Here is a 23,515-nt window from a genome sequence, read left to right as displayed (position 1 = left end):
AAGGATATTTCAGTTTTTCGCAGAAATGATAAAGAGTAAAAAATTTCTGTCATCTTAGTGAGGTGAACATATTGGATGTAATAAATTGTGAAGAAGTGAAACGAGATGAGTTTCATACAGAAAAGTACTATGACAGTTATAACATCTTTGGGGCACATATTGTGACGGAAGATGGGATGCGAGGTGTACGATTCACAGTATGGGCTCCTCATGCGAAAGCAATGAGTGTTGTTGGAGATTTTAATGAATGGGATTATGAGCAACATAAGATGCTACAAGTGACAGAAGAGGGGATTTGGTCCTTGTTTGTACCGCATATTGAAGAGAATGAGATATATAAGTATGCGATTGAAACGATGGATGGTGACGTTATTTTAAAAGCAGATCCTTACGCAGTATATGCAGAAGTAAGACCAAATACGGCATCTGTAGTTTTTGATATAGAGGGATATGAATGGAATGATAAAAACTGGATTCGTAAGAGAAAGAAAAAATCGATTTATAAAGAAGCGATGACAGTTTATGAATTACATTTCGGTTCTTGGAAAAAGAAAGAAGATGGCGCTCTGTATTCTTATAGAGAAATGGCCGAGGAGCTCATTCCGTATGTGGTGGAACATCAATTTACACATATTGAAATTATGCCGCTTGTTGAGCATCCATATGATCGTTCTTGGGGATATCAAGGGACGGGATATTATGCAGCGACAAGTAGATTCGGCACGCCACATGATTTGATGTATTTTGTCGATGAATGTCATAAATATGGAATCGGTGTCATTTTAGATTGGGTGCCGGGGCATTTTTGTAAAGATGCTCACGGTTTATATTTGTTTGATGGGACACCGACTTATGAATATAAAGATATAGATGTACAAGAAAACCTAGTATGGGGAACTGTTAATTTTGATTTAGGGAAGAGGGAAGTACGTAATTTTTTAATTTCAAATGCGTTATTTTGGATGAAGTATTTCCACATTGACGGTTTCAGGGTGGATGCAGTTGCGAATATGCTGTACTGGAATAAAGAAGGACAAGAGCAAAGTAATGAGCACGCTGTTTCATTTTTACGAGAGTTAAATGAAGCGGTGTTTGCAGAAGATGAAGATTTTCTTATGACAGCAGAAGATTCAACAGCTTGGCCACTTGTAACAGCTCCAACGTATGAAGGTGGGCTTGGGTTCAATTACAAATGGAATATGGGCTGGATGAATGATGTGCTGAAATATATGGAGTGTGCGCCTGAGTACAGGAAGTATATTCATGAGAAAATGACGTTCTCTTTAATATATGCTTACTCTGAAAATTTCATATTACCGCTTTCTCATGATGAAGTCGTTCATGGGAAAAAGTCGTTATTAAATAAAATGCCAGGAGATTACTGGGATAAGTTTGCTCAACTTCGTTTATTATATGGATATTTCTTTACTCATCCAGGTAAGAAATTGCTCTTTATGGGTGGAGAATTCGGGCAGTTTGATGAGTGGAAAGACCTTGAAGATTTAGATTGGAATTTACATGATTTTGAAATGCATCGTTATATGCATGATTACTTTAAAGAGCTCATAGCATTGTATAAGCGCTCCAAACCACTTTGGCAGCTTGATCATTCACCTGAAGGATTTCAGTGGATAGATGCTAATAATCATGAGCAAAGTATTTTCTCGTTTATCCGCCAAGGGGATAAACAAGAAGATGCGTTAGTTGTCGTATGTAATTTTACGAAAGCTACATATGAAAACTATAAAGTAGGTTTGCCAGATTTCGAGTATTATAACGAGATTTTAAACAGTGACGCTGAGCAATATGGCGGATCGGGGCAAGTGAATAAGAAACGTCTCAAGACGATTCAAGAACCGTATCATAATCAAGCGGCACATGTAGAAATTACAATTCCACCATTCGGCGTATCCATATTACGACCAGTGAAGACGAGAAAGGGGAGCAAAAAACAAGATGGCTCAAAAGCAAAAGTGCGTAGCAATGTTACTAGCAGGGGGAAAAGGTAGTCGATTAAGTGCATTAACAAAAAATTTAGCCAAGCCAGCTGTTCCATTTGGTGGTAAATATCGCATTATTGACTTTACGCTAAGTAACTGTGCGAATTCTGGTATTGAAACGGTTGGGATTTTGACGCAATATCAACCACTCGAACTTCATAATTATATCGGAATCGGCAATGCTTGGGATTTAGACCGAGTAAGCGGTGGAGTCACAGTGTTACCTCCTTATGCGGAGTCTTCAGGTGTGAAGTGGTACACAGGTACAGCAAGTGCCATTTATCAAAACTTAAACTATTTAAGTCAGTATGAACCAGAGTATGTTCTGATTTTATCAGGCGATCATATTTATAAAATGGATTACAGTAAAATGCTAGATTACCATATTGAGAAAGAAGCGGACGTTTCGATTTCTGTTATTGAAGTGCCGTGGGATGAAGCGAGTCGTTTCGGTATTATGAATACGAACGAAGAGATGGAGATTGTTGAATTTGAAGAGAAACCGCAATTTCCAAGAAGTAATCTTGCATCAATGGGAATTTATATTTTTAACTGGGCAATTTTGAAAGAGTATTTAGAGATGGATGCAAGAAATCCTGAATCTAGTAATGATTTCGGAAAAGATGTACTTCCGCTTTTATTAGATGAAGGGAAAAAGCTGATGGCGTATCCGTTTGAAGGATATTGGAAAGATGTTGGAACGGTGAAAAGCTTATGGGAAGCGAATATGGATTTACTTCGCGATGAAACATCGCTGAATTTAAACGATCGTAATTGGCGTATTTATTCTGTAAATCCAAATGAGCCACCTCAATATATTGCAGAAAAGGCAAAAGTAGAAGAATCACTTATTAACGAGGGATGTGTCATTGAAGGGGACGTGAAGCATTCTGTATTATTCCAAGGGGTGACGGTGGAAGAAGGTAGTATGGTTATTGATTCCGTCGTTATGCCAGGAGCGAAGATTGGTAAAAATGTTGTGATTGAAAGAGCGATTGTTGGATCGGAAATGGTTATTGAAGATGGAACAATTATTCGTCCAGAAAAAAATGTCGACGATGTAGTACTCATTGCTGAAGGGAAATAGAAAAGGGGGATGAAATGAATGGGAGAAAAAATGTTAGGAATTATTAATGCAACGGGAAGTTTTCCTTCCTTAAAGAAAGTAACAGGGCATCGTTCATTAGCGGCGTTACCATTTGGGGGCCGTTATCGACTCATTGATTTCATGCTTTCAAATATGGTGAATTCTAATATTCATAGTGTAGCGGTTTTTACAAGTCATAAAAACCGTTCACTAATGGACCATGTTGGTTCAGGAAAACAGTGGGATTTAGATAGAAAAAGAGACGGACTGTTTTTATTCCCGCCAAATTGCCAATGTGACCAAGATGAATTTGGGTCTTTTGCACATTTTAGAAGACATATTGATTATTTTTTAAGAGCTAGAGAAGAATACGTTGTTATTACGAATAGCCATCTCGTAACAGCATTAAATTTTCAAGCGGTGTTAGAGCGACATATACATACGGCAGCTGATATTACTGAAGTTTGCCATGAAGGGGTTTCGCTTCAAACATACGTGTTAAAGAAACAATTATTGTTAGATTTATTTGAGACATATAAAGATGTGGAGCAATACAGTTTATTTGATGTAGTGAGAGAAAAGCGCGGAAAATCACTGTATATTGCTACTTATGAGCATACAGGATATGTAGCTATTATTGATTCAATTGAAAGTTACTATAAACATAGCTTAGAAATTTTGCAACCTGCTATTTGGAAGCAATTATTTAAGAAAGAAGCACCGATCTTTACGAAAGTAAAAGATGAACCACCAACTCGTTACCTGAAGGGTGCAGCCGTGAAAAATACAATGATTGCAAACGGCAGTATTATTGAAGGAGAAGTAGAAAATAGTGTTATCTCCCGTTCTGTTAAAATTGGAAAAGGCTCAATTGTTCGTAATAGCATTATTATGCAAAAGAGCAAAATTGGAGATAATTGTATAATAGACGGTGTTATTATTGATAAAGACGTGAAAATTGGTGACGGTGTTGTACTAAAAGGAAACGCCGATGAGCCATATGTTGTAGAAAAAGGAAGCATTCAAAACAGTACGATTAATAGTTATTCTTAAAAGAATCAGTGGGGGTTTTTCCTCCACTGATTAAAGCATTCATTCAAATGAAAACTCGAAGGGAGGAAGCTGCAAGGGAAGTCGTATAAGCTTTTCGTGCAGTGGGACAACAAGTGAATATTTTATTTGCAGTATCAGAATGTGTACCATTTGTTAAATCGGGAGGATTAGCTGATGTAGCAGGTGCGCTCCCAAAAGAGCTAAAAAAATTAGGCGTAGACGTTCGCATTATACTTCCAAATTATAGTCTTATTCCGCAAAAATTAAGGGATGGATGTACGTTACATAAAGTAATTAACGTCCCGCTTGGGTGGAGAAATCAATATTGCGGAATTTTAAAAGGTGAGCAAGACGGGATTACGTATTACTTAATAGATAATGAATATTATTTTAAGAGAGATTCTTTATATGGTCATTATGATGACGGAGAGCGTTTTTCTTATTTTTCGAAAGCAGTTTTAGAGTGTATTCCGCATCTTGATTTCGAAGTGGATGTTCTTCATAGCCATGATTGGCATACAGCTATGGTGAATTTCTTACTGCGTGAAAAGTATCAAGATAATCCATTATATGAGCATATTAAAACGGTGTATACGATTCATAATTTGCAGTTCCAAGGTGTATTTCCTCCTGAAGTGATGTACGACTTGTTAGAACTTGGTGATGAATATTTTCATAGTGAGCAGCTAGAGTTTTATGGAAATGTGAACTTTATGAAGGGCGGAATTATTGCTTCTGATCAAATTACAGCGGTTAGCCCGACATACAAAGAGGAAATTCAATATGAGTTTTTCGGTGAGAAGTTAGATGGGTTGTTACGAAAAAATAATGGTAAGCTTAGCGGCATCGTAAATGGAATTGATACGAGCGTATATAATCCAGAAACAGATTCGTATATTACTGCTCAGTATGATGCAGAGTCATTAGAGGAAAAGAATGAAAATAAACGCGCCTTGCAGCGTTATTTTGGTTTGCCAGAAAAAGAAGATACACCAATTATTTCGATGGTAACGAGATTAACGAAGCAAAAAGGTCTTGATTTAGTACGTACTGTATTCCGCGAAATAATGGAGGAAGATGTGCAATGTATTATTTTAGGATCAGGTGATTCTGAATATGAACAATTCTTTGAGTGGATGGCATACGAGTATCCTGAGAAGGTAAAAGTGTATATCGGATTTAATGAAGAACTAGCCCACCAAGTGTATGCGGGAAGTGATTTATTCTTAATGCCATCACTATTTGAACCGTGTGGACTTGGACAACTTATCGCATTAGCGTACGGTACAATTCCGATTGTAAGAGAGACAGGCGGATTAAATGATACTGTACAATCTTATGACGAAGAAACTGGAGAAGGAAATGGTTTCAGTTTCACGAACTTTAATGCGCATGACATGTTGCACACGGTTCTTCGTGCGATTGAATTTTATCATGATAAACCGGTATGGGAGCAGCTTGTAAAACAAGCGATGACTGAAGATTATAGCTGGGAGAAATCAGCTCTTGCCTATAAGAAATTGTATAAAAGTCTCATGGAATAACATGTAGGTGGTGAAGAAATGTTTACTCATGTTGAAAGTTTCAAATCAGCTTTTCTAGAAAAGTTAGAGACGATGTATGGTAAAAGTTTTAAAGACTCTACAACTCGTGATCAATACAATACGCTTGGGTACATGGTACGTGAGTATATGAATAGTCAATGGATTGCAACGAACGAAAGTTATCGGTCTGGAGAGCAAAAGCAAATGTATTACTTATCCATTGAGTTTTTACTTGGGCGTTTGCTTGGAAGTAACATATTAAATTTAGGCATCAGGGATGTATGTGAGCAAGGACTTTCTGAGCTTGGGATTTCTTTGCAACAGTTAGAAGAGGTGGAAGCAGATGCAGGTCTTGGAAATGGTGGACTTGGACGATTAGCAGCCTGTTTCCTTGATTCACTTGCATCTTTAAACTTACCAGGTCATGGCTGTGGAATTCGTTACAAGCACGGCTTATTTGATCAAAAAATTGTTGATGGTTATCAAGTTGAATTTCCAGAACAGTGGCTTCTTCATGAAAACGTATGGGAAGTAAGAAGGCATGATCAAGCTGTAGAGGTAAGTTATTTCGGCAATGTTGAACCGCTATACATTGACGGGCGTTTAGAGTTCAGGCATACGAATGCAGAAGTGATTATGGCAGTACCATATGACGTTCCAGTAGTAGGTTATGAGACGAGTACTGTAAATACACTCAGACTTTGGAATGCTGAACCAGTTCCTTTCCCGCAAAATTGCAAAGATATTTTGAAATATAAGCGTGAAACAGAGGCGGTATCGGAGTTTTTATATCCAGATGATACGCATGATGAGGGGAAAATACTTCGTTTGAAGCAACAGTATTTCCTCGTATCAGCAAGTTTGCAAAATATCGTTCGTATGCATAGAGAAAGATATGGTGACCTTCGTCAATTACATGAGAAAATTGCGATTCATATTAATGATACACATCCAGTTTTGGCGATTCCAGAACTAATGCGTATTTTATTAGATGAAGAAAAACTAGCATGGGAAGAAGCTTGGCACATAACGACACAAACGATTTCTTATACGAATCATACGACGTTATCAGAAGCGCTTGAGAAGTGGCCAATTCACATTTTTAAACCGTTATTACCGAGAATTTATATGATTATTGAAGAGATTAATGAACGTTTCTGTCATGAACTTTGGGAACGTTATCCATATGAATGGCATCGTATTGAAGAGATGGCGATTATTGCGCATGATCTTGTGAAAATGGCTCATTTAGCAATTGTCGGTAGCCATAGCGTAAATGGTGTAGCAAAAATTCATACGGAAATTTTAAAGCAACGTGAAATGCGATTGTTTTATGAGTTTTATCCAGATAAGTTTAATAATAAAACGAATGGAATCGCTCATAGACGTTGGTTAATGAAGGCGAATCCGCAGCTGACAAACCTTATTTCGGAGGCGATTGGAACAGAGTGGAAGAAAGAACCGATTAAGCTTCAAGAGCTACAATTAGTTCAATATGATGCGAGTTTTCAAGAGAAATTTGCAGAGGTAAAACAAGAGCGTAAAGAGATTTTAGCGGAGCGTATTCATAATAAAATGGGGATTACAATTGATCCTAATTCTATTTTTGATGTGCAAGTAAAAAGACTACATGCTTACAAACGACAACTATTAAACGTTCTTCATATTTTATATTTGTATAACCGTTTGAAAGAGGATGCTAGTTTTACATTTTATCCGCGTACTTTTATCTTTGGAGCGAAAGCATCACCTGGCTATTACTATGCGAAAAAAATTATTAAATTAATCAATGAACTCGCAAGGAAAGTGAATAATGATCCGTACGTAAGCCAATATATGAAAGTTATCTTTCTAGAAAACTATCGAGTGTCTTTAGCGGAAGATATATTCCCAGCTGCGGATGTGAGTGAGCAAATTTCAACTGCGAGTAAAGAAGCATCAGGAACAGGGAATATGAAATTTATGATGAATGGTGCGATTACACTCGGAACGTTAGACGGAGCTAATGTTGAAATAAAAGACCGGGTCGGTGATGATAACTGTTTCATTTTTGGCTTAACAGCGGAAGAGGTTCTTCATTACTATCAAAATGGTGGATATCGTGCAAGTGATTATTATCACCACAATATGCATATTAAAAAAGTAGTAGATCAGTTAACGAATGGTTTCTTTGCACATTCGGGAGCTGAATTTGAAGCGATTTATGATTCTCTCGTAATTCAAAATGATGAATACTTCGTTCTGCGAGATTTTGGTCCATATGCGGAAAGACAAGAAGCTGTCGGTAGAGCGTATGAAAACCGAACGAAGTGGCTAGAAATGTCGATTTTAAATATTGCACAGTCTGGTCATTTTGCGAGTGATCGAACGATTTTACAGTATAGTAATGAGATTTGGAGTATTGGTAATGCCGTTACACAGTATTAAGTGAAAGTCCCTTTTGAAGGGACTTTTATTCATGGAGACAAAGTGTATTCACTTTTAAAAGAGGAATATAATTGCTAAAAAACGAGCTTAATCTCATTAAGCTCGTTTTTCCTTTTTTGCTTAAGAAAGAAATGGGATGGCAGTATACATGATACCTGTTCCACCATATTCTCCAGTCGCAAAGTATGAAAATGTAAAGAAACCCGTAAACGTAAAAATTACAATGAGAAAAAGTGCAAAGATAAATTTTAGCATGTAAGGTCCCCTCATCCAAAAATAACTTCATATATTATTATAGTATAAGGATATAGAGTTTCCAATCATTACCTGGTTAAAAATGAGAGGTCAGACATGTTTTGTATGTTGTCATGGCATGATTATTTGTAATAGATTTTGTGTTTTTTGTAAATGTCATGTTGTGATGAACGTGTGCATATTCCCAGTCTTGGTCATTAAAATGGACATTGCGCGGAGGGAGAAGAGGAACGACATCAAATAGATTAACGAAGCGAAAGCTACTAGCTACTTGTAGTTTATAATAATTACGAAATGCAATATCGCCCACTTTGGGAGAGGCAAATGTATAAAGACCGTACTGTGCGAAGGCGGTGTTGATACGCGCATCGAGTATATGTAGTGTGGCGAGCGCGCCGCCTAAGCTATGACCTGTTGCAAGGAGTTTTTTATGGGCTGGTAGTGATACGAGCATATCCATAATAGAATCTCGGCAAGATTCATAAATGGAAAGAAAGCCGTTATGGACATTTCCGCTGTTTAAAGCATATGGGTATGGTTTTTGGTTAACGAGTGAATCGATAATCCAGTCTGTATCTGTTTGTGTTCCGCGAAAAGCTACAATAATCGTATCCTCAGATTCTAGTATGAATCCGAACCATTCTGTCGTTTGAATGGTTTTTCCTTGAAAGCCTTGTACATATTGAAAACCATCCGGTATTTCGAAAATCCCATTTTGTTTATATTGTTCATACGTTAACTCACAACAAGAAGCTAACAATATGGCGGTATCTTTATCGAAGGATAAAGGAGTACGCATTAAGGAAGCCCTCCTTAAGAAAAGGTATAGTTCAATATATGCAGTGAGGGACTTGATTCATTCTTTTGGAGGGGGCAAATAGTTTGTATCGCGTATATAAATTAGTGGATGAAATTATAGCGACTTATGGACGAATCATGCCAAAATAAAACAGCACCCTATAAGGGCACTGTTTACTCTTTTCCATCTAATAAACGTCCAAGTCCGCCTAAGACGCTGCCTTCACCGCTGTTTTGAGCTGCTGGGCTTGTAAGGCGTGCTGCTAAACGGCTAAGTGTTAAGGACTGAATCCAAACCGTTCCAGGACCTTCTAACGTTGCGAAGAATAAACCTTCGCCGCCAAATAGAGCTGTTTTTACTTTTCCAACGAACTCGATATCGTAGTTAACGTCTTTTGTCATGGCAACGAGACAACCTGTATCGATGCGAAGTCTTTCGCCAGGTTTTAATTCACGCTTATATACAGTCCCTCCTGCATGCATGAAAGCGAGTCCATCACCTTCAAGTTTCTGCATGATGAAACCTTCACCACCGAAGAAACCAGTTCCAATTTTTTTCGTAAACTCAATTCCGATAGAAACGCCCTTTGCTGCACAAAGAAACGCGTCTTTTTGACAAACGACTTTCCCTTGATATTGTGTTAAATCAACAGGGATGATTTTTCCTGGATAAGGAGCGGCGAATGATACGTGGCGCTTGCCATGACCTGTATTTGTAAAGACAGTCATAAACATACTTTCACCTGTAACAAGACGCTTACCAGCGCCCATTAATTTACCGAATAGACCACTAGATGGGCCAGAACCATCACCGAAAATGGTTTCCATTTCGATATGATCTTCCATCATCATCATTGCGCCAGCCTCTGCGATAACGCTTTCTTCTGGATCTAATTCAATTTCAACAAACTGCATATCATCGCCATATAATTTATACTCGATTTCATGTGCTTGCATTTTTTCACCTCATCATATGTAGTAATTATATTGTACAGAAATCAAAGGAATTAGAATACTGTAGATTTGTTAATTTTTGAATAAAAATAGAATGAAAATTTAAGGTTATACTAGGATTATAAAAAACGATGGGTTGAAAGTGTTCTCATTTGACGTTTTTGACATAGCATGATATAGTGAAAATACTATTGAGCTACATAATGTGGTACGGAAATAAAGCACGTTGTATTAAAGGCTGTAAGCTTGTTATACATTCATGTCCTTTATATCCACCTTTTCATGTGGATTCATAGTTTCATTTTTATTTAGGAGGTACATGACATGCAAACAGGTAAAGTTAAATGGTTTAACGGCGAAAAAGGTTTTGGCTTCATCGAAGTTGAAGGCGGAGAAGACGTATTCGTACATTTCTCAGCTATCCAAGGCGACGGCTTCAAAACTTTAGAAGAAGGTCAAGAAGTTTCTTTCGAAATCGTTGAAGGAAACCGCGGACCACAAGCAGCTAACGTTACAAAAAACTAATTAGCTAGCGAAAAAAAGCATTCCGAATTTCGGAATGCTTTTTTTATTCTTTGGAGCTAGATTCATTTGAAGATAACTCGCCTTTGAAAGTACGCTCTTCAAAGTCATCAAGCATTTGTTCATACTCTTCATGTTCTTCTGTGGCGAAAACTTGAGGATTTTTGCCATACATGTCTGTTCCTATAAAATTTTCGAAATCCTCTACATACCCAACATTTTCTTCACTATTTACGTACATGCCATTATAGTTTTTGGAATCCTGTCTTTCTAAATCGGACGGTGTTTCTGATGTCCCATAATTTGCGACATCTTGCCATGCATCTTCAGCATCGTATTCTACAGAATGATCTTCGTCGTGCTTGTGAAAAGAAGGAGCCAACACCTCTTCTTCAACTGGTCGCGTGTTCATATTTAATTTATTTGTAGTGTGCTGAATACACGTTGTAGCGGTTGGCATTGCCTCTAATCTTTCAAACGGAATTTCTTCGCCAGATACTTCGCAAATTCCATACGTACCTTCTTCAATTTTTTGCAGGGCATGTTTTGTATCTTCTAGCTGCTTATGCCAAAATTCGATGAGCCCGAAATCTTTCTCACGTTCGTACAATTCTGTAGCCATATCACCTGGATGATTGTCATAGCTAGATAATTCTCCAACAGAATCGCGTTCAGAAGCACGATCTGTATTCTCATGAGTTTGTATTGTTTGTTCAACTTCTTGCTGTTGTTTTTCTAAAATAGATTTAAATTGATTTATTTGTTGTGGAGTTAACATAGTCGTCCACCTTCCTACAATTCAGTTTCTTTACATAGTATGAGCGTTGAGAGTAGGAATTATGAGCTGAAATTGGTATATGAAAAAGGAGCCACGTCAGCAGCTCCTTTTTATCCCGCATTAACGGGCAGTTGATTAAAGTTTCACTTTATAGGAAATATCCAAGCAATAATCCGATTCCCATGAGGAGACCGAAGATTGTATTTGTTTTTGCTGTTGCAATCATCGCAGGTACCATTTCCATTGGAATACTTTTGCCGATAAAGCCTTTCGTCGCTTTCAATGCTTTCGGTGCACTTAAAAATACGATAAGCATCCATGGTGATACGATGTTAACGATAATTAGAGCGATTGTCCAAATATAAGAAACGATGAACATAGAAGCGAGTACACCAACGGCTCTTTCGCGTCCAACGAGAATTGCTAACGTTTTACGACCGTTTTCTTTATCGCCATCTAAGTCACGAATGTTATTAGCTAGTAAAATGGCACCAATTAAAATGGAGCTTGGAATAGATAGTAAAACGACTTCTGATGTTACAGTTCCAGTTTGAATAAAGAATGAAATTCCAATAATAATGACACCCATAAATAATCCGGCTGTTAACTCTCCAAATGGTGTATATGCAATTGGAAGTGGGCCACCTGTATAAAGGTAAGCAACGGCCATACAAACAAGACCGATTGCAGCAAGCCACCAGCTAGAATTCATACAAATATAAACACCTAATAGTATTGCGATCCCGAAAAATCCAAATGCTAAGTTAAGCACCGTTTTTGGCTGAATGCCATCGCGAACGATAGCGCCGCCGATACCAACTGACCCTTCGTGATCGAGTCCTCTTTTATAATCAAAGTATTCATTAAACATGTTTGTTGCTGCTTGAATGAGAAGACAAGCGAGAAGCATCATAAGGAAAAGAGGGAGATGTATTTGATTTATACCTCCGACCTGCATCGCATAGGCTGTTCCGATGAAAACAGGAACGAAAGCTGCTGTTAATGTATGGGGACGTAGTAAACTCCACCAAATGCGCCAGCCGGTTTGCTTACTTGGCTTTGGCGCCGTAGGAGAGGAATTCGTTTCGACGTTCATTTCCATGTTGAATCCTCCTTTGGTCACATATTGTACACAACTAAGTGTAGAAAAAGCATCATTTAGTGTCAACGTTTATTTTCTAGGAAGAGAAGGTGAATTTCTCAGAAATGCTAAACGTTGACAGGCCTTTCGTTTGAGGTGTATCTTAAAATCAAGCGTAATTATGACTATTTTTCGCCCATAGGGGGGAGACAATTGTGATTCAAACGAAACAAATAGGCTTGCAAGAAGTTCTTAGTGCAGCCATTAAGCGTGCAACTGATGAAAAAATATTGGTGAGCTTCGTAAAACAAATAGACTGGATAGATCCGCTTCTGTTTTATGCAGCAGGAAAAAGGATCTCATTCGAAAATAGATGTTATTTTGCAGACCCAGCTCAGCATGTAATATTTGCTGGAATTGGCTCTGTTTTCACTATAGCAACTTCTTCTCACAAACGCTTTCAAACGGCTCGTGACGAGTGGGATAAAGTAAAAGAGAAAGCATTTGTACAAAGAGAAAGATACGAATTTGGAACAGGTCCTCTTTTATTTGGTGGATTTTCATTTGACCAAGAAAAAGAGAAAACCGACTTATGGAAAGAATTTGATGATACGACATTTTCACTACCAGCATTTTTATTAACTGTAAAAAATGAAAAAGCATGGTTAACAATGAATACATTCGTTTCAGCAACTGATTGTGCAGAAACTCTTTATAACGAAATTGTTTCTTTAGAAGAGAAAATTTTTTGGGAGAGTAAATGTGCACTCGAAGGATCGAAATTAACAGTTACTTCTAAAGTAGAAGTAGATCCGCAAGGCTGGATGAAGGCCATTGAGAAAGTGCAGGATGAGATGAAGCAGGGGAACGTGCAGAAGGTTGTATTAGCGAGGGAGCTAAAAGTAGAAATGGATCATCATATTGATTCTGCTCTTGTTTTAGAAGCACTTCGCATTGGGCAACCAGATTGTTACGTATTTTCTTTTGATTATAAAGGAGCATGCTTCTTAGGAGCGACGCCAGAGAGATTAATTCGCAAAGAAGATGAGAAGTTTACTTCGATGTGTCTTGCTGGTTCAACTGGTCATGGTCAATCTATAGAAGAAAGTGAACGAAATAGTAATGCGCTTCTTCATGATGAAAAGAATTTAGCTGAACACGGTTATGTTGTGAACATGATTCGAGGAGTACTAAATGAGCACTGCGAATCCGTTAATATTCCGGAAAGTCCGGGCTTATTAACAACGAAAAACTTAATTCATTTATATACGCCTGTAGAGGCAAAAGGCGATGCGAGTCTTTTGACAATGGTAGAAGAATTACATCCAACACCAGCTCTTGGCGGGACACCTCGTTTGGAAGCGATGAAACTGATTCGTGATGTTGAATTGTTAGACAGAGGGTTATATGGTGCACCGATTGGCTGGATAGATGATGAAGGAAATGGTGAATTTGCGGTTGCACTTCGCTGCGGATTATTAAATGGCGCGAAAGCATCCTTATTTGCTGGGTGTGGGATTGTAATTGATTCAGTACCGCAACTTGAATATGAAGAAACAAGCTTGAAGTTTAGACCGATGCTTGGTGCTTTGGAGGAATTAATGAAATGAACAATCATATAGAAGCATTATCATATTATTTAGGCGCGTTCGTGGATGAACTGACGCGTCTAAATGTATGTGATGTTGTCATTAGTCCAGGCTCACGGTCAACACCGATTGCTCTACTAATGGAACAACATGAAGGAATGAACACATATTTACATGTAGATGAAAGATCAGCGGGATTTTTTGCACTCGGTATCGCAAAAGCAAAAAAACGCCCTGTTGCATTATTATGTACGTCAGGAACGGCAGCAGCAAACTATTATCCAGCTGTATGTGAAGCTTTTCATTCACGAGTGCCGCTTATCGTCTTAACGGCAGATAGACCGCATGAATTAAGAGATGTTGGTGCGCCACAAGCGATGAATCAATTCAATTTATACGGTACATTTGTGAAGCAATTTACAGAGATGGCACTTCCAGAAGCGAGTGAAGCGATGTATCATTATGCTCGCATGACGACGCAGCGCACGATAGCAAGCGCACTTCTAGCGCCGCAAGGACCTGTTCATCTTAATTTTCCAGTTCGCGAGCCGCTTATCCCAGATTTCTCATTAGAAAGTTTATGGGATAAAGGACGCGGGGAATATACAGGAGTAGTTCAGCAAGGGAACGTGATGATGCCGAGTGAATATGTAGATTCTCTTGTAGGGCGCCTTTCACATATGGAAAAGGGGCTTATTATTTGTGGAGATGATAGTCATTCAGAAATCGCAGCGTTTACGGCAGAACTAGCTGAGAAAACGGGATATCCAATATTAGCGGATCCACTTTCTAACATTCGTAGCGGACATCACGATAAAACGATGGTAATCGACTGTTACGATACATTTTTACGAAATGAGCTGTTAAAAGAAACGTGGAAGCCAGAAGTTATGATTCGTTTTGGTGGGATGCCTGTTTCGAAAGCATTAACGCAGTTCATCAAAAAACAGACGAAAGCTGTTCATATCGTTGTTGACGAATCTGGACAATGGAGAGATCCAGCTCTCGTTGCGACAGAAGTTGTCCAAGCAAGTGATATTGCATTTTGCAGTGCATTAATAGAAAAACTGCCAGTTATGAAAAAGAATGATTGGTTCGGAATGTGGCAACATATAAACGAAAAAACGAAGGAAACGCTTCGTGAAATGGAAACATATGAAACTGCATTTGAAGGGAAAGTTATTACGGATATCGTCCGCGTACTACCAGAAGGGGCAACATTATTTGCGAGTAATAGTATGCCAATTCGTGATACAGATTCATTCTTCTTCACATCGGATAAAAATATTCAAGTGATGGCAAACCGTGGTGTAAATGGGATTGATGGCATCATTTCGACAGCTTTAGGAGCGAGCATTATTTGCGATCCGCTCGTATTAGTTATTGGTGATTTATCATTCTATCACGATTTAAACGGATTATTAGCCGCAAAATTACATGAATTAAATATAACGATTGTCGTTGTAAACAATGATGGTGGCGGTATTTTCTCATTCTTACCACAATATGAGAAAAAGGAACATTTTGAATCATTATTTGGAACGCCAATTGGACTTGATTATGAGCATGTTGTCAAAATGTACGGCGGTTCATTTAGTCGTGTAAATGGTTGGGAGCAATTCCGAGAAGAGGTACAAAAGGGAACGACGACGGAAGGTTTACACGTTGTAGAAATTTGTACGAACCGTGATGAAAACTTAACATTGCACCGTAAATTGTGGGCAAAAACGCAGGACGTAATTACTACATCGTTGCAAGGTGAATCAAAATGAACGTAACGCTGCAAGGTGTATCGTATGAATATGAAGTAGTCGGAAGCGGGGAACCACTTCTACTTCTTCATGGTTTTACGGGAAGCATGGAAACGTGGCGTTCCTTCGTTCCTTCTTGGAGTGAGCAGTTTCAAGTCATTTTAGTAGACATTGTGGGGCACGGAAAAACGGAAAGTCCTGAAGATGTAACTCACTATGATATTCGAAATGTAGCATTGCAAATGAAAGAACTATTAGATTACCTTCATATTGAAAGAGCGCACATACTTGGCTATTCAATGGGCGGTAGACTGGCGATTACGATGGCATGTCTATATCCAGAGTATGTACATTCCCTTTTGTTAGAAAATTGTACAGCTGGGCTCAAAAGTGAAGATGAGAGAGAAGAACGTCGTGAAAAAGATGAGCGACTTGCCGATAAAATTGAGCGAGAAGGCATCAATAGTTTTGTAACGATGTGGGAAAATATTCCGCTGTTTGAAACGCAAAAACGTTTAGCACAAAACGCACAAGAAGCAGTGCGACAAGAAAGACTTGCTAACAATCCAAAAGGAATTGCAAATAGCTTGCGCGGCATGGGAACAGGGGCTCAGCCTTCATGGTGGAACGAGCTGCAAAACTTAAAAATACCTGTTCTTTTAATGAACGGGGAGCATGATGAAAAGTTCTTTCGCATATTAAAAAACATCGAAAAATGCATCTCTGACGCGAAATTTGTGAAAATTGATGGTGCTGGCCATGCAATTCATGTGGAACAACCGGAAAAGTTTGATACAATAGTAAAGGGATTTCTAAAAACTATGCAGTGATGCTTTTTCATCTAAGAAGGAAGCTACACTTATAGAGGAGATCAGAAATATACAAGGAGGTAGTTGTAATGGCTATTGAATGGGTAAAAGAAGGCAATTACGAAGATATTATTTATTCAACATACAATGGTATCGCAAAAATTTCGATTAACCGTCCTGAAGTACATAACGCATTCCGTCCTAAAACGGTAATGGAGTTAATCAACGCTTTTGCACACGCTCGTGATGATGCAAATGTTGGCGTTATCATTTTAACAGGTGAAGGTGGACGTGCATTCTGTTCTGGCGGCGACCAAAAAGTTCGCGGTCATGGTGGATATGTAGGTGACGACCAAATCCCTCGTTTAAATGTATTAGACTTACAACGTCTAATTCGCGCAATTCCTAAACCAGTTATCGCAATGGTAGCAGGTTATGCAATCGGTGGTGGACACGTACTTCATATCGTATGTGACTTAACAATCGCTGCAGACAACGCTGTATTCGGACAAACTGGTCCTAAAGTAGGAAGCTTTGACGGTGGATACGGAGCTGGTTACTTAGCTCGTATGGTAGGCCACAAGAAAGCTCGCGAAATTTGGTACCTATGCCGTCAATACAGCGCACAAGAAGCGCTTGATATGGGCTTAGTAAACACAGTAGTACCATTAGAAGAGCTTGAAGCAGAAACAGTACAATGGGCACAAGAAATCTTAGCAAACAGCCCAATGGCACTTCGTTTCCTAAAAGCTGCATTCAACGCAGACACAGACGGTCTAGCTGGTATTCAACAACTAGCTGGAGATGCAACGTTATTGTACTACACAACTGACGAAGCAAAAGAAGGTCGTGACGCGTTCAAAGAAAAACGCAGTCCGGACTTCGGTCAATTCCCTCGTTTCCCTTGATCAAACCAAAAGCGGAGCCGACTGTTTAGCCTCGTAGGCTAAGGTTCTTTCGCACAGAAAGTGTTTTTTACTTTCTCGCTTAGAATGTGAGGGGGATGGAGCTTCTGACGAAGAGGCGCTTTTTGCCTCGTAGGAAGGCGTGAAACGACCGACTGTTCTAGCCGCTGTAGCTAGATGAGATCAACCGGAAACAAAATAACTAAGAGACTTGATGTCATATCAAGTCTCTTTCTTTCATGAAAGGAGAATGAGTGATGGAGACGATGCCAAATTGGTTAATGCAACGTGCATTTTTAACACCAGATCGCACTGCAATTGAAATAGAGGATGAAAAGGTTACTTTTATGGAGCTGCATGAAAAAGTAGTATCTGTTTGTGAACACCTCACGCATGTAGGAGTGAAGCGTGGGCAAAAGGTGGCTGTTCTGATGAAAAATGGTATGGAGATGATTACAGTTATTCACGCCCTATCTTACGTAGGTGCAGTAGCTGTGCTTTTAAATACGCGTCTTTCAAGAGAAGAGCTACTTTGGCAAATGGATGATGCTGAAGTTATATGCTTAGTGACGGATCAAGATTTCGAGGCTAAAGATGTTCCTGTATATTCGTTCGCCGAAGTGATGAATGGATCGAAGGCGGAAGCCTCTATACAAGAAGAATTCTCTTTAGAAGAAGCGATGACAATCATTTATACGTCAGGGACGACAGGAAAACCGAAAGGCGTTATTTTAACGTACGGCAATCACTGGGCAAGCGCAGTCGGTTCTTCGCTTAATTTAGGGCTTCGTGATGATGATTGCTGGTTAGCTTGTATGCCAATGTTCCACGTTGGCGGGCTATCTCTTTTAATGAAAAATGTTATGTACGGAATGCGTATTTTACTCGTTCCGAAATATGATGCTGATTTTATTCATAAAGCACTTCAAACGAGAGGTGTTACGATCATTTCTGTCGTTTCTAAAATGTTAACTGATTTATTAGAGAGACTTGGAGAAGAGACATATCCATCTTCTTTACGATGTATGTTACTTGGCGGAGGACCAGCGCCGAAACCGTTATTAGAAACTTGTGTAGATAAAGGAATTCCTGTGTATCAAACGTACGGTATGACAGAAACGTCGTCGCAAATTTGTACGTTATCCGCAGATTATATGTTAACGAAAGTAGGATCAGCTGGGAAACCACTATTTCAGTGCCAACTTCGTATTGAAAAAGATGGCGTAGTAGTACCGCCGTTTGTGGAAGGCGAGATCGTAGTAAAAGGACCGAATGTAACAGGTGGTTATTTTAACCGTGAAGATGCGACAAGCGAAACAATTCAAAACGGATGGCTTCATACTGGTGACCTCGGTTATTTAGATGGAGAAGGATTTTTATACGTACTAGATCGCCGCAGTGATTTAATTATTTCTGGCGGAGAAAATATATATCCGGCTCAAATTGAAGAAGTGTTGCTTTCTCATCCGATGGTAGCGGAAGCCGGTGTTGTCGGTATGACTGACGATAAATGGGGACAAGTACCCGCTGCTTTTGTTGTAAAAAGTGGAGAGGTAACAGAAGAAGAAATTCTGCATTTTTGCGAGGAGAAATTAGCGAAATATAAAGTGCCGAAGAAAGCGTGTTTCTTAGAGGAATTACCACGAAATGCTTCGAAAAAATTGTTAAGACGAGAGTTAAGACAATTAGTGGAGGAGATGTAAGTGGAAATAAAAAAAGCGACACTTCATATAACGGAAATGCCACTCGTAATCCCGTTTGCTGCAAGCTACGGAACGTATGAAAAGCGTGAAAGTATCGTCATTGAATTAGAAAATACGGACGGATACATTGGATTTGGCGAAGTTGTTGCGTTCTCTGAACCGTGGTATACGGAAGAAACGGTGAAGACAGCGCTACATGTACTTCAAGATTTTTTAATACCGGATTTATTGAAAGCTGAAATTTCTCATCCGAATGAAATACCAGGGTTGTTCAAGCATATAAAGAGAAACAGAATGGCAAAGGCCGGAATTGAAGGGGCTGTTTGGGATTTATATACAAAGCGTCAAAAGAAGTCATTAGCGACATTGCTTGGCGGAACTAGGACTGAAATTGAAGTAGGCGTTGTGATTGGTATCAATACAATTCCGGTTATGTTAAAACAAATCGAGAAGTATGCAGAAGAAGGATATGAGCGTTTTAAAGTGAAAATAAAGCCAGAGCACGACTACGAGTTATTGAAAGAAATTCGTAAAGAGTTTCCAAGCATCCCGTTAATGGCTGATGCAAATTCAGCGTATACATTAGCTGATACGGAGAAACTGAAACGATTAGATGAATTTCAATTGATGATGATTGAACAACCGCTAGCGGATTACGATTTTCTTGATCATGCACAACTGCAAAAGAAAATGGAAACGCCGATTTGTTTAGACGAAAGCATCCATAGTTTAGAAGACGCGCGCGTTGCGATTACGCTTGGCAGTTGCCGAATCGTTAATATTAAACCAGGGCGAGTGGGTGGATTAACAGAATCCATTCAAATTCATGATTACTGCATGGAGCATAACATATCAGTTTGGTGCGGTGGTATGGTAGAGATGGGGATTTCACGAGCACAAAATGTTGCGCTTGCTTCACTGCCAAACTTTACGATTCCAGGTGATATATCTGCCTCTAGCCGACATTGGGAGAAGGATATTATTTCGCCGGAAGTGATGCTTGAGGGCGGAAAGGTGATTGTACCGCAAAGTGTTGACACTGAGTATGAAGTAAATCGAGGAAGGCTGGCGGAAATCACGAAGCAGCGGATAGTTTTGGAGCGGTGAATTTAATCAGGATGCCCGCAAATAGCGGTAGGATTTTGTTGTTAATTGTCGGTAAGTCGATATATTTCAATAATCGTCGATATAATTTCATTTACAAAGGTTACTCCTGTGAGTAACCTTTTCGTATTGTACAAATTGGATAGACTAGTTTACAATCGAGCGTATAAAGTGAAACTTTAATCAGTGGGGGCATCCCCACTGATTATTAGCCCGCACCAATCGGGCTTTTATGGGCAGTTGATCTTCCACCTAACTTCTTTGATTCACCCGAATTTTGAGGTGGGAGTCTTACTGCCCGCAAATAGCGGGGTAAAGGGGGAGTAAAATGAAGAACATTTCAATTTTAATAGCGGATGATGAGGCAGAAATTGCTGATTTAATTGAGATACATTTAGAAAAAGAAGGTTACCACGTCGTGAAAGCAGCTGATGGAGAAGAGGCAATTCATATTATTGAAACGCAGCCAATCGATTTAGTGGTTTTAGATATTATGATGCCGAAAATGGATGGTTATGAAGTGACGCGCCAAATTCGCGCGAAGCACCATATGCCAATCATTTTCTTAAGTGCGAAAACGTCTGATTTTGATAAGGTGACAGGTTTAGTATTAGGTGCAGATGATTATATGACGAAACCTTTTACACCGATTGAATTAGTCGCACGTGTAAATGCACAATTACGCCGATTTCTTACGTTAAATCAGCCGAAGGTAGCGGAGAATAAATCTGCTTTAGAGGTAGGCGGAGTCGTTATTGATCCTGAGCGAAGAACAGTGAATGTGTACGGAGAACAAGTTGAATTAACACCGAAAGAGTTTGATATTTTATATTTATTAGCGAGCCATCCGAAGAAAGTGTACAATGTGGAAAATATTTTTCAGCAAGTATGGGCAGATGATTATTATGAAGGCGGAAATACGGTTATGGTACATATTCGTACGTTGCGGAAAAAACTTGGGGAAGATAAAAGAAAGAATAAGTTAATAAAAACAGTTTGGGGAGTAGGGTATACTTTCAATGGCTAAAAAGATGAGAAGCTTTCGCTCGAAGATGGTTATGCTATTTGCGTTAAGTATGATATTTGCTGGTGGCGTAACGTATATCATTTATGAAGGATTACGGATTTATTATAAATTAGTCGTTCGTTTTGAGGATCCGTTAGCTCAATTTCGTTCCATGGTAAGACAAATTGGGGATGTTAATTTCTTTTTGATTATTTTCATTCCTCTATCCATTATGTTTTTCTTCTTCCTTACTAGGCCGTATTTAAAATATTTTGATGAGATTTCAAACGGAATTCATCATTTGGCAAACGGTGATTTTACAAATGAAGTGCGCGTTTCATCTAATGATGAGTTTGGATATATCGCACGTGAAATAAATGTAGCGAGTGAAAAATTAAAGGAAGCGGTTGAACGAGGAGACTTTGCGGAAAGTAGTAAAGACCAGCTCATTGTTAATTTAGCTCACGATTTAAGAACGCCGTTAACATCTGTTTTAGGTTATTTAGATTTAATTCTTAAAGATGAGAATTTGACGAAAGAACAAATTAAACATTTTTCCACAATCGCTTTTACGAAATCCGAAAGGCTGGAAAGTTTAATTGATGAATTATTTGAAATTACGAGAATGAATTATGGGATGTTGCAGCTGGACAAAAGACCAATTGATATAAGTGAATTGCTTATACAGTTAGAGGAAGAATTGTATCCGTTATTAGAGAAAAAGGGTTTAGAAGCGAGATTGAACATGGATTCTTATTTACCTATTAGCGGTGATGGAAAATTATTAGCGAGGGTATTTGAAAATCTTTTAACGAACGCGATTCGTTACGGGTATGATGGAAAGTTTGTCGATGTGAACGGATATATTGAGAGTGAAGAGGTAGTCGTACAAATTATTAATTACGGAGATAGCATTCCGGAAGAAGATTTACCGTATCTTTTTGATATGTTTTATACAGGTGATAAAGCAAGGTCAGAGCAACAAGGTAGTACAGGCCTTGGACTGTTTATCGCGAAAAATATTGTTGAACAGCATGATGGGAAGATTTCTGCTGAAAGTAATGTGATTAGGACGATATTTGAAGTGAGATTGCCAAAAGAAGAGAGCGAAGCAATTTAATAAAAATTTAAACTTTACCCCACTTTTTATTTTAATAGTTTTTTCTATTCTATACGTAAGTTACGTTAAGGAGGAACTAGAAATGAAAAAGTGGGTATTTATTTCTCTATTTATAGCATGTACAATCTGTGTAGGTTTTTATATATCACCGTTATTTCAAAAAGAGATCGATGTTAAAATTGCTGACAAAGATAATACGGTAAGAGCTGCGAATACGGAAAAGATAGAGATTACAAAAGAAGAAATTTATAAAGGGGATCTATTATTAGTTAATAAAGATTACCCAGTTAAAAAAGATAGTATTAGGTCTGACATTATAAATGTAAATCACAATAGTGAATTAGTAAGAGGTTACGTCATATTTGATAGAAATCTTCGCTTATCAAAGGGTGTTGTGAAAAATTTTTTGAACGTTGTCGATGCAGCTGGAAAAGATGGAGTACAGCATTTCTTAATGAGTAGCGGGTATCGAGATTTTAAAGAGCAAAGTAAATTGTATAAAGAAATGGGATCTGACTATGCACTTCCAGCAGGATATAGTGAACATAATTTAGGATTATCACTCGACATTGGATCTACGCAAAAGAAAATGGAGAGAGCCCCTGAAGGAAAGTGGATTGAAGAGAACGTATGGAAGCATGGCTTTGTTTTACGTTATCCGAAAAATAAAAGTCATATTACAGGCATTCAATATGAGCCGTGGCATATACGCTATGTCGGATTACCTCATAGTGCGATTATGCAAAAGGAGAAAATTACATTAGAGGAATATTTGGACTTCTTAAAAGAGAAAAAAGAAGTTTCAACTGATGTTGAAGGTAAGAAATATACGGTTTCTTATTATAAAGTTTCAGATCGTATGAACGTGAATGTTCCAGCGAATAAGCAGTATGAAATTTCGGGGAATAATATGGATGGGGTTATCGTGACGGTTCAGGAATAGATAAAGAGGTTGTTCCCTTTTGGAGCAGCCTTTTCGTATATAAGAAGGGGATTGGCGTTTTTTGTCGGTAAATCGATATTCCTTGT

General features: G+C 38.6%; 20 protein-coding genes. 15 read left to right on the top strand and 5 right to left on the bottom strand.

The features are described from left to right. Positions 1–71 precede the first annotated feature (71 nt). The 5 genes from glgB (at position 72) to glgP (ending at position 8,111) form a co-directional block, all read left to right on the top strand. Positions 72–2,009 (top strand): 1,4-alpha-glucan branching protein GlgB, encoded by a 1,938-nt coding sequence (glgB, locus tag ACU8YW_RS24270; protein WP_060486611.1) that lies wholly within the window; start codon positions 72–74, stop codon positions 2,007–2,009. After that, on the top strand, positions 1,957–3,087 hold the full coding sequence (gene glgC, locus ACU8YW_RS24265; RefSeq protein WP_000057613.1) for a glucose-1-phosphate adenylyltransferase: 1,131 nt from the start codon (positions 1,957–1,959) through the stop codon (positions 3,085–3,087). Before glgB ends, glgC begins: the two co-directional genes overlap by 53 nt. A gap of 18 nt (positions 3,088–3,105) precedes the next feature. Continuing rightward, entirely contained in the window at positions 3,106–4,140 is a 1,035-nt protein-coding gene (glgD, locus tag ACU8YW_RS24260; protein ID WP_426934137.1) for a glucose-1-phosphate adenylyltransferase subunit GlgD, read from the top strand. Between the two features lie 113 nt (positions 4,141–4,253). Next, on the top strand, positions 4,254–5,684 hold the full coding sequence (gene glgA, locus ACU8YW_RS24255; RefSeq protein WP_002203738.1) for a glycogen synthase GlgA: 1,431 nt from the start codon (positions 4,254–4,256) through the stop codon (positions 5,682–5,684). 18 nt (positions 5,685–5,702) lie between these two features. Continuing rightward, positions 5,703–8,111 carry a glycogen phosphorylase gene (gene glgP, locus ACU8YW_RS24250; RefSeq protein ID WP_087984936.1) on the top strand — a complete coding sequence of 803 codons (2,409 nt, stop codon included), beginning with the start codon at positions 5,703–5,705 and terminating at the stop codon, positions 8,109–8,111. A 120-nt stretch (positions 8,112–8,231) separates the two neighbouring features. On the opposite strand, the gene ACU8YW_RS24245 is transcribed toward glgP, so the two are convergent. The 3 genes from ACU8YW_RS24245 to ACU8YW_RS24235 form a co-directional block, all read right to left on the bottom strand. Then, positions 8,232–8,366, bottom strand: coding sequence for a hypothetical protein (locus ACU8YW_RS24245; protein ID WP_002015803.1), 135 nt, complete (start codon positions 8,364–8,366; stop codon positions 8,232–8,234). Positions 8,367–8,442: 76 nt separating this feature from the next. Further along, a complete protein-coding gene (locus ACU8YW_RS24240; RefSeq protein WP_001260119.1) occupies positions 8,443–9,165 on the bottom strand; it encodes a lipase family protein in 723 nt (240 codons plus the stop codon). Between the two features lie 173 nt (positions 9,166–9,338). Continuing rightward, on the bottom strand, positions 9,339–10,121 hold the full coding sequence (locus ACU8YW_RS24235) for a TIGR00266 family protein (RefSeq protein ID WP_001147830.1): 783 nt from the start codon (positions 10,119–10,121) through the stop codon (positions 9,339–9,341). Positions 10,122–10,442: 321 nt separating this feature from the next. Between ACU8YW_RS24235 and cspD the strand changes: the two genes are divergently transcribed. Further along, positions 10,443–10,643 carry a cold-shock protein CspD gene (cspD, locus tag ACU8YW_RS24230; protein WP_001193052.1) on the top strand — a complete coding sequence of 67 codons (201 nt, stop codon included), beginning with the start codon at positions 10,443–10,445 and terminating at the stop codon, positions 10,641–10,643. 43 nt (positions 10,644–10,686) lie between these two features. Here cspD and ACU8YW_RS24225 read toward each other — a convergent pair whose 3' ends face one another. Next, entirely contained in the window at positions 10,687–11,418 is a 732-nt protein-coding gene (locus tag ACU8YW_RS24225) for a yteA family sporulation protein (protein WP_048541151.1), read from the bottom strand. Between the two features lie 148 nt (positions 11,419–11,566). Continuing rightward, positions 11,567–12,520 carry a 1,4-dihydroxy-2-naphthoate polyprenyltransferase gene (locus ACU8YW_RS24220; protein WP_060486613.1) on the bottom strand — a complete coding sequence of 318 codons (954 nt, stop codon included), beginning with the start codon at positions 12,518–12,520 and terminating at the stop codon, positions 11,567–11,569. A gap of 194 nt (positions 12,521–12,714) precedes the next feature. On the opposite strand from ACU8YW_RS24220, the gene ACU8YW_RS24215 reads away from it, so the two are divergent. The 9 genes from ACU8YW_RS24215 to ACU8YW_RS24175 all read left to right on the top strand — a co-directional run bounded on the left by ACU8YW_RS24215 (position 12,715) and on the right by ACU8YW_RS24175 (position 23,429). Further along, positions 12,715–14,109, top strand: coding sequence for an isochorismate synthase (locus ACU8YW_RS24215; protein WP_088609425.1), 1,395 nt, complete (start codon positions 12,715–12,717; stop codon positions 14,107–14,109). Continuing rightward, the gene (gene menD / locus ACU8YW_RS24210) at positions 14,106–15,860 is read left to right on the top strand and encodes a 2-succinyl-5-enolpyruvyl-6-hydroxy-3-cyclohexene-1-carboxylic-acid synthase (RefSeq protein WP_088064684.1); all 1,755 of its coding nucleotides are present in this window, start codon (positions 14,106–14,108) and stop codon (positions 15,858–15,860) included. The genes ACU8YW_RS24215 and menD overlap by 4 nt, the downstream gene beginning before the upstream one ends. After that, positions 15,857–16,669: a 2-succinyl-6-hydroxy-2,4-cyclohexadiene-1-carboxylate synthase gene (gene menH / locus ACU8YW_RS24205; protein ID WP_088609426.1), complete on the top strand. Its 813-nt coding sequence runs from the start codon at positions 15,857–15,859 to the stop codon at positions 16,667–16,669. The genes menD and menH overlap by 4 nt, the downstream gene beginning before the upstream one ends. 68 nt (positions 16,670–16,737) lie before the next feature. Next, the gene (menB, locus tag ACU8YW_RS24200) at positions 16,738–17,556 is read left to right on the top strand and encodes a 1,4-dihydroxy-2-naphthoyl-CoA synthase (RefSeq protein ID WP_000963888.1); all 819 of its coding nucleotides are present in this window, start codon (positions 16,738–16,740) and stop codon (positions 17,554–17,556) included. A gap of 254 nt (positions 17,557–17,810) precedes the next feature. Beyond that, positions 17,811–19,256, top strand: a complete 1,446-nt coding sequence (locus ACU8YW_RS24195) for an o-succinylbenzoate--CoA ligase (RefSeq protein ID WP_141542724.1) — start codon at positions 17,811–17,813, stop codon at positions 19,254–19,256. Continuing rightward, complete coding sequence (menC, locus tag ACU8YW_RS24190) at positions 19,257–20,363, top strand: o-succinylbenzoate synthase (protein WP_330938967.1); 1,107 nt, start codon at positions 19,257–19,259, stop codon at positions 20,361–20,363. It begins immediately after the preceding gene. 325 nt (positions 20,364–20,688) lie between these two features. After that, positions 20,689–21,387, top strand: a complete 699-nt coding sequence (locus tag ACU8YW_RS24185) for a response regulator transcription factor (protein WP_088609427.1) — start codon at positions 20,689–20,691, stop codon at positions 21,385–21,387. After that, positions 21,380–22,486 (top strand): HAMP domain-containing sensor histidine kinase, encoded by a 1,107-nt coding sequence (locus tag ACU8YW_RS24180; RefSeq protein WP_088609428.1) that lies wholly within the window; start codon positions 21,380–21,382, stop codon positions 22,484–22,486. The genes ACU8YW_RS24185 and ACU8YW_RS24180 overlap by 8 nt, the downstream gene beginning before the upstream one ends. A gap of 82 nt (positions 22,487–22,568) precedes the next feature. After that, positions 22,569–23,429 carry a M15 family metallopeptidase gene (locus tag ACU8YW_RS24175; RefSeq protein WP_088064677.1) on the top strand — a complete coding sequence of 287 codons (861 nt, stop codon included), beginning with the start codon at positions 22,569–22,571 and terminating at the stop codon, positions 23,427–23,429. Positions 23,430–23,515: the final 86 nt, after the last annotated feature.

The sequence above is a fragment of the Bacillus pretiosus genome, from assembly GCF_052947655.1.
This window is presented reverse-complemented; position numbering and strand designations above follow the sequence as displayed.

Bases quoted from the DNA above. Each gene is read 5' to 3' on its own strand.
- menB (WP_000963888.1), top strand. From the start codon at position 16,738: ATGGCTATTGAATGGGTAAAAGAAGGCAATTACGAAGATATTATTTAT.
- ACU8YW_RS24245 (WP_002015803.1), bottom strand. From the start codon at position 8,366: ATGCTAAAATTTATCTTTGCACTTTTTCTCATTGTAATTTTTACGTTT.
- ACU8YW_RS24185 (WP_088609427.1), top strand. From the start codon at position 20,689: ATGAAGAACATTTCAATTTTAATAGCGGATGATGAGGCAGAAATTGCT.
- ACU8YW_RS24235 (WP_001147830.1), bottom strand. From the start codon at position 10,121: ATGCAAGCACATGAAATCGAGTATAAATTATATGGCGATGATATGCAG.
- ACU8YW_RS24195 (WP_141542724.1), top strand. From the start codon at position 17,811: ATGGAGACGATGCCAAATTGGTTAATGCAACGTGCATTTTTAACACCA.
- ACU8YW_RS24240 (WP_001260119.1), bottom strand. From the start codon at position 9,165: ATGCGTACTCCTTTATCCTTCGATAAAGATACCGCCATATTGTTAGCT.
- glgC (WP_000057613.1), top strand. From the start codon at position 1,957: ATGGCTCAAAAGCAAAAGTGCGTAGCAATGTTACTAGCAGGGGGAAAA.
- ACU8YW_RS24225 (WP_048541151.1), bottom strand. From the start codon at position 11,418: ATGTTAACTCCACAACAAATAAATCAATTTAAATCTATTTTAGAAAAA.
- menD (WP_088064684.1), top strand. From the start codon at position 14,106: ATGAACAATCATATAGAAGCATTATCATATTATTTAGGCGCGTTCGTG.
- ACU8YW_RS24220 (WP_060486613.1), bottom strand. From the start codon at position 12,520: ATGGAAATGAACGTCGAAACGAATTCCTCTCCTACGGCGCCAAAGCCA.
- cspD (WP_001193052.1), top strand. From the start codon at position 10,443: ATGCAAACAGGTAAAGTTAAATGGTTTAACGGCGAAAAAGGTTTTGGC.
- ACU8YW_RS24180 (WP_088609428.1), top strand. From the start codon at position 21,380: ATGGCTAAAAAGATGAGAAGCTTTCGCTCGAAGATGGTTATGCTATTT.
- ACU8YW_RS24175 (WP_088064677.1), top strand. From the start codon at position 22,569: ATGAAAAAGTGGGTATTTATTTCTCTATTTATAGCATGTACAATCTGT.
- glgP (WP_087984936.1), top strand. From the start codon at position 5,703: ATGTTTACTCATGTTGAAAGTTTCAAATCAGCTTTTCTAGAAAAGTTA.
- menH (WP_088609426.1), top strand. From the start codon at position 15,857: ATGAACGTAACGCTGCAAGGTGTATCGTATGAATATGAAGTAGTCGGA.
- glgD (WP_426934137.1), top strand. From the start codon at position 3,106: ATGGGAGAAAAAATGTTAGGAATTATTAATGCAACGGGAAGTTTTCCT.